Annotated in this window: 8 protein-coding genes; 6 read left to right on the top strand and 2 right to left on the bottom strand. The window is 41.3% G+C overall.

Annotation, left to right across the window (positions count from 1 at the left end; all coding sequences use genetic code 11):
- Positions 1-135 precede the first annotated feature (135 nt).
- The 3 genes from B3Q46_RS07350 to B3Q46_RS07340 all read left to right on the top strand — a co-directional run bounded on the left by B3Q46_RS07350 (position 136) and on the right by B3Q46_RS07340 (position 1,098).
- The gene (locus B3Q46_RS07350) at positions 136-414 is read left to right on the top strand and encodes a DUF2789 family protein (protein ID WP_286714061.1); all 279 of its coding nucleotides are present in this window, start codon (positions 136-138) and stop codon (positions 412-414) included.
- A 46-nt stretch (positions 415-460) separates the two neighbouring features.
- Positions 461-724 (top strand): DUF2789 family protein, encoded by a 264-nt coding sequence (locus tag B3Q46_RS07345; RefSeq protein ID WP_099338244.1) that lies wholly within the window; start codon positions 461-463, stop codon positions 722-724.
- A gap of 116 nt (positions 725-840) precedes the next feature.
- On the top strand, positions 841-1,098 hold the full coding sequence (locus B3Q46_RS07340; protein WP_004786809.1) for a DUF2789 family protein: 258 nt from the start codon (positions 841-843) through the stop codon (positions 1,096-1,098).
- A 72-nt stretch (positions 1,099-1,170) separates the two neighbouring features.
- Here B3Q46_RS07340 and B3Q46_RS07335 read toward each other — a convergent pair whose 3' ends face one another.
- Together B3Q46_RS07335 and B3Q46_RS07330 are read right to left on the bottom strand one after the other, a co-directional pair.
- Entirely contained in the window at positions 1,171-1,698 is a 528-nt protein-coding gene (locus tag B3Q46_RS07335) for a hypothetical protein (protein WP_005233815.1), read from the bottom strand.
- A 71-nt stretch (positions 1,699-1,769) separates the two neighbouring features.
- Positions 1,770-2,372 carry a 2OG-Fe(II) oxygenase gene (locus B3Q46_RS07330; protein WP_175966084.1) on the bottom strand — a complete coding sequence of 201 codons (603 nt, stop codon included), beginning with the start codon at positions 2,370-2,372 and terminating at the stop codon, positions 1,770-1,772.
- Between the two features lie 113 nt (positions 2,373-2,485).
- Between B3Q46_RS07330 and B3Q46_RS07325 the strand changes: the two genes are divergently transcribed.
- From B3Q46_RS07325 to B3Q46_RS07315, 3 genes are read left to right on the top strand one after another with little or no spacing between them, the layout of a single operon-like run.
- A complete protein-coding gene (locus tag B3Q46_RS07325) occupies positions 2,486-3,343 on the top strand; it encodes a 23S rRNA (adenine(2030)-N(6))-methyltransferase RlmJ (protein ID WP_004786802.1) in 858 nt (285 codons plus the stop codon).
- A 37-nt stretch (positions 3,344-3,380) separates the two neighbouring features.
- Entirely contained in the window at positions 3,381-4,202 is an 822-nt protein-coding gene (gene pssA / locus B3Q46_RS07320; protein WP_005233819.1) for a CDP-diacylglycerol--serine O-phosphatidyltransferase, read from the top strand.
- Between the two features lie 24 nt (positions 4,203-4,226).
- The gene (locus B3Q46_RS07315) at positions 4,227-5,306 is read left to right on the top strand and encodes a DUF6670 family protein (protein ID WP_286714060.1); all 1,080 of its coding nucleotides are present in this window, start codon (positions 4,227-4,229) and stop codon (positions 5,304-5,306) included.
- Positions 5,307-5,487 lie beyond the last annotated feature (181 nt).

The raw sequence follows: 5,487 nt of genomic DNA, 5'->3' as shown, positions 1-5,487 counted from the left end.
ATCTATTTCAGGACAAGACATCTACAAAATTTAAAGAACAAAAAATAACATCTTGTGAAAGAGGGACAACTGAACTTTGCGAGTAGCTCATCTAGTTTAATAAGAAGAATCATCAACAAAAGAGGAGGTACTGAGATGTTAGAGCAGCGACCTACCATGGAACTTTTTTTTGAACAACTCGGCTTGGATTCAAGCCAGGAAGCAATCGATGAATTTATTAAAACCCATCAGATTGGGATGGATGTCCCCTTACATAAAGCTCCTTTCTGGACCAAAAACCAACATGATTTTCTGATTGGCCACTGGAAAGAAGATGATGACTGGGCAATTTTTGTAGATGTACTCAATGAGCAATTGCATATTGAGGCAGAAGGAAGTGGTTCTTGTGATCTGCCTTCTTCTAAGCATCAATAATATTTTCAAATCAATGAACTGATTATTTTTATGATGGAGTGAGCGAATGGTATTAGAACAGCAAGTGACTTTAGAATTATTATTTGAGCAATTAGGCTTGCCTGCTGATGAAGCATCAATTGATGAGTTTACTAAAAATCATCAGCTACCATCAGAAGTGATTTTGCCGGATGCAGATTTCTGGAATGAGGGGCAAAGCGCTTTTCTTCGCGAACACTGGCATCAGGATGATGAATGGATCGTAATCATTGATAAACTGAACCAGCTTTTACATGTTGAAAGTGATAAAGAAGGCCCTGAAAGCAATTAAAGTTTCTTTATACAAAAAGACACAACAAAACCTAGTCCTTTGACTAGGTTTTTTTTATCTTATCTTATAAGTTAGTCCTATAAATAACTACAATATATCTGATATAAGGAGGGCATATGCTCGGGAAGAACCAACCATCCTTAGAAATGTTATTTTCTCAACTCGGCCTAGCTAACAGCCCGGCGGCCATCGAGCTTTATGTGCGTACTCATCAGCTACCTGCCCATATGTCATTGCATGAAGCACCTTTCTGGAATAAGGCGCAGCGTTCGTTGCTAATTAGTCATCTGGTACAAGATGATGATTGGGCAATCTGGATTGATGAACTGAATCAGCAATTGCATCTGGATGCAGATCGACGCCGTCTGGCTTGAGTAAATTAAATTAATTCATAAAAAATGCCTCATCAATGTGAGGCATTTTTTATAAGAATAGATTTCGTTGTTCTAATGCATACGGCTACGCAGAATCTGAATAAACCATTCCAGTTGACGATATTCATCAAATGCCGGATGCTGGCCTACCAGTTCATGGTCAAAATGAGCTGTTTTACTGTATTTATTTAGCCAGTGACGAGTCATGGCAGGCTCTTTCTTACTGGCAGATGCATAAGCCAAGAAGAAATAAATATCCGCATGCTCATAATTGGTCATCGGTTTTAGAATCTGCTGGGTAATGAGCGCATAACGATCTTCTTTGGTCAGCTCAAAGTAGATCATATAGGCTTTGGCCAGATGCAAAGACAGATTGATATACAAATCAAGTGGCATTTCTTCAAATTCAATCCGGCCTTGCTCCAGCAGAACGATCGCTTCTTGCAGGAAATGCACCTGCTCTTGACGTAACTGACTGATAGTCACCAGTTGCAGACGAAGATCAGCTCGTTCAAGCGCCAACTCAGGCGTATTGCCATTTAAAAATAGCTGATCTGTTTCACCAATGCGTGCAATGATCTCTTTAGGGGTTGGTCGCATGAACGCAGTCCTCATATCTCAATGATTGCTATATGAGGTTGAAAATTGAAATTTAAAGCGTGGAAAAAAGATTAGAGCAAATGGGTATCACTTCTTAGCCAGGCAGTGATTGATAAACGCTGGTGTTTGGCTTTTAAAACTTCATGCATTAAATCACTTTGGAAGAAGGCAATACGGTTTGGCTTAGGCTGGATAATATGCCATTGATCATTTTTATCCTGCAAATGTAGTTCGCCGCCCCAGTTATCTTGCCAATCATCATGTAAATAATAAACCGCAGAAATCATCCGACCATTCTTGCCTTGAGGATTATCGCGATGCAGGGCATAGAACTCACCTGCGTTATAGCAGGCAAAATGGGCTTCCACATCTTTAATGCCGAGGAAGAAAGCGCGGTTCAGCTCATGACCTAAGGCCTGTAAGGTTTGCACATGCTGGTTAGAAATTTCCAGATCTTCATTGAGCCAGAGAATGTGATCACTGCGGATATTGCTAACTACGCCATTCTGAATGGCTGCATCACGAAAGCGTTCCAGATTGCTGGTACATTCAGCAATCAGCTGTTCAACATAGGATGGGGTATAAGCATTGTCGATCATGCTAAAACCATACTGATCTAGATCATCAAGAATCTGATCAACTGGCCAGGTTGCCGGGAGTTGAACTGCTTCCATAGAAACTCACCTAGAAGGGTAAATTGGGGTCGCGCTATTCTATGTAAGAATCGGGTCTGAACGAAACTATTTTTCATGTTAAAATAGCGGTTGATATTAGGAATTAATGAAACATGAATTACCGTCACCATTACCATGCTGGCAACTTTGCCGATGTCATGAAGCATGTATTGCTGCTTCAATTATTGACTCGACTCAATGCAAAAGATAAACCATATCGCTATGTGGATACACATGGTGGTGCAGGTAAATATGATTTATCCACCTCTGAAGCACAAAAGTCAGGGGAATTCCTGAACGGTATTCATCGCCTGATCAAGCTGGATGATTCGGTCAAGCGTAATGCACCAGAAGGTGTACAACAATATTTAAAAATTGTTGAGAAAATGCGTGAAAACTTTGGTAAAGGTGCATATCCGGGTTCACCCTGGTTTGCGCTGGAAGGCATGCGTGAAATTGACAAGGCCACCATTTTTGAAATGCAGCGTGATGTGTTTCAGCAGCTACGTCATAACATTTTCGATAAACGTGCCGGTCTGCATGAGCGTGATGCATATGAAGGCTTACTCGCAGTCATTCCACCGAAAGAAAAACGTGGTCTGGTCATGATCGATCCGCCTTATGAGCTGGAGCGTAAAGACTTCCCTCAATTGGTTGAATTACTGGTTGCTGCTTATAAAAAATGGCCGACAGGCGTATTTGCAGTTTGGTACCCAATTAAAGACCGTGCCATGATTGAGCGTTTCGAGAAGAAAATGTTCAAGACCGGGATTCGCCGTCAGTTGGTATGTGAAATCTGTGTATGGCCAGATGATACGCCGGTGGGTTTAAATGGTTGTGGTTTACTGGTGATTAACCCACCTTGGAAGTTCTCTGAAGATGCAGACGAAGCGCTGCAATGGTTATTCCCGCATTTGCGTATGCAGGAAAATGGCGGTCATGCTGCAGTTCGTTGGTTAGTAGGCGAATAATATTTTAAAGATCGGGTCATAGTTAGGATCGACAAGAATGACAAGTACAAATAAGCCGGAACACGAATCTTCTAAAGATTTGCCATTTGATGGCATCACCTTCGAGGTGGAAGAGGTAGAGCATACCCAGGAAGGGCAAAGAGTTAAGCGTCGAGGTATCTATCTGTGGCCTAATCTGATTACAACCGCTGCGTTGTTATCAGGCTTTTACTCGATTATTGCCAGCATGAATGGCGAGTTTCAGCAAGCTATTTATGCGATTTTCTTGGCGGCTTTGTTTGATGGTCTCGATGGTCGTGTGGCACGTGCAATTGGGGCACAAAGTCCATTCGGTGAACAGTTTGACTCACTATCCGATATGCTGGCCTTCGGTGTAGCGCCAGCCATTCTCATGTATAGCTGGGGATTAAGTGATTTAGGTCGTATCGGGCTGGCGGCTTGTTTTGTCTATACCGCTTGTGCGGCTTTCCGTCTGGCACGCTTTAACGTTCAGATTGGCGTAGTGGATAAACGTTATTTTATTGGCGTTGCGAGTCCATTAGCAGCCGTCATTATTATTTCACTGGTTTGGGTGGGATTGGATTTCCCGGCTGTGTTTGATATTCGTGACTTTACTGTACAAATCATTAATGCTGCGATTATTGTAATCGTGGGCTTATTGATGATTTCCAATATCAAATATTATTCATTTAAAACTGTAGAGCGTAGACGGGTACCGTTTTTCGTGTTGCCAATCGCAGTGTTTATCTTTGCAGCGATGACTTATAATATTCCGGTAGGGATTCTCGTGATCTCTGTCATCTATGCCTTGTCTGGTTTCCTTACAACATTTATGGCAAAAAGACAGAGTACCTTATAACAATATAAAAATAAGGAGTTTGAGATGCAGTTTCTTCAAGATTTTCTAGATCGTTCGAAACAGCTGAATCAGACTCCTGCTGTTTCCCCGCATAATCTTGCCTATCATGGGCCAAACCAGAAATATAAAATTATTCATCAAGGTTTGACACTTCCTGATCTACCTGCGCCACTTCATTATCTTAACTTTTTGAGTATCATCGGTCAGCCTAATGCACCGATGTTGGCAAACCCGAGTGCTATTCAAACCAATGCACTGGATACAGCCACAGTAATCTGTAGTACCAGTCCGCATATGGCAGGACAATTAAATTGCTATTCAATCAAAAAGGATTGCAAGTTTCAGTATGGCCTGTTTCAGTTTCTGGATCGTGAAAAACTGACAGGCAACTTTCCGCATTTTCGTTTACAGCGTTTTGATTCTGAACTGAGCTTTGATCTCAGCATCCATACGACCAATCTGATTTCACACTTCACCCAAATGCGCTTTGCACTGGCTGATCATTGGTCTTTGCTATGTTATTGTCAGGGTACCTTACATTATAAAGATCAGAAATATCTTATTGAGAGCTTAGGTAGTTTTGAATTTGCACGAAGCTTTAATTTTCCCTATTTGCCTTTAGCCTTTCTGACTTATCAGATTATTAACCTGAGTGAAGGACGACAATTATTGCTGGCACAAATTCGGGATAGTCTGAACAGCATTGTGCAGTCACGAATTTATCTGCGTGACCTGAAAAATATGACCAGTCAAATGTTCGATCAAAAAGTTTATTTCAAGGTGCATCGGGTTTATCCGAGTGTGACTACCCCAAATGGGCAAAAGATGTATCTACCGCGTGAGTTTGAATGGTGCTATGAAGATGGCAAAGGAACACAGATCTGGTTGCAGGGACAAAGCCGGGGGGATTTCAAATTTGGTCTGGCTGCGGGTTATGTTGGAAGCTTTAATTACGAAGTCAGAATTAATGGCAAGACTGAGTATGGAGAAGGGGGCTATTGTGAATATATAGATTGCCGCTCCTTGCGCTTTCAGGAACATGATAAAAAAGAGAAATTATTAAGTACATTGGCCAATCCTGTACCTTTAATGCTCAAAAAATAGGGAAAATCGGCATTTTTGTAGAAATAATAATCAACTGAAGTATTTTCTTAAAAATAGGGGTTGCGCTTGTTTGGGATTGGTCTATAATGCACATCCATCGGCAGTGATGAAGATTAAAACTTCTGATAAAACAGTAACTTAGCATGAAATAGTTAAGTTAGGTTTTAGAAAGGAAGTTTAA

The sequence above is a fragment of the Acinetobacter sp. UBA2581 genome (genome assembly GCF_002339435.1).
Taxonomy (GTDB): Bacteria; Pseudomonadota; Gammaproteobacteria; order Pseudomonadales; family Moraxellaceae; genus Acinetobacter; species Acinetobacter variabilis.
This window is presented reverse-complemented; position numbering and strand designations above follow the sequence as displayed.

Excerpts from the sequence above, each read along its gene's own strand:
- B3Q46_RS07350 (WP_286714061.1), top strand. The coding sequence starts at position 136 with ATGTTAGAGCAGCGACCTACCATGGAACTTTTTTTTGAACAACTCGGC.
- B3Q46_RS07315 (WP_286714060.1), top strand. The coding sequence starts at position 4,227 with ATGCAGTTTCTTCAAGATTTTCTAGATCGTTCGAAACAGCTGAATCAG.
- B3Q46_RS07335 (WP_005233815.1), bottom strand. The coding sequence starts at position 1,698 with ATGCGACCAACCCCTAAAGAGATCATTGCACGCATTGGTGAAACAGAT.
- B3Q46_RS07345 (WP_099338244.1), top strand. The coding sequence starts at position 461 with ATGGTATTAGAACAGCAAGTGACTTTAGAATTATTATTTGAGCAATTA.
- B3Q46_RS07325 (WP_004786802.1), top strand. The coding sequence starts at position 2,486 with ATGAATTACCGTCACCATTACCATGCTGGCAACTTTGCCGATGTCATG.
- pssA (WP_005233819.1), top strand. The coding sequence starts at position 3,381 with ATGACAAGTACAAATAAGCCGGAACACGAATCTTCTAAAGATTTGCCA.
- B3Q46_RS07330 (WP_175966084.1), bottom strand. The coding sequence starts at position 2,372 with ATGGAAGCAGTTCAACTCCCGGCAACCTGGCCAGTTGATCAGATTCTT.
- B3Q46_RS07340 (WP_004786809.1), top strand. The coding sequence starts at position 841 with ATGCTCGGGAAGAACCAACCATCCTTAGAAATGTTATTTTCTCAACTC.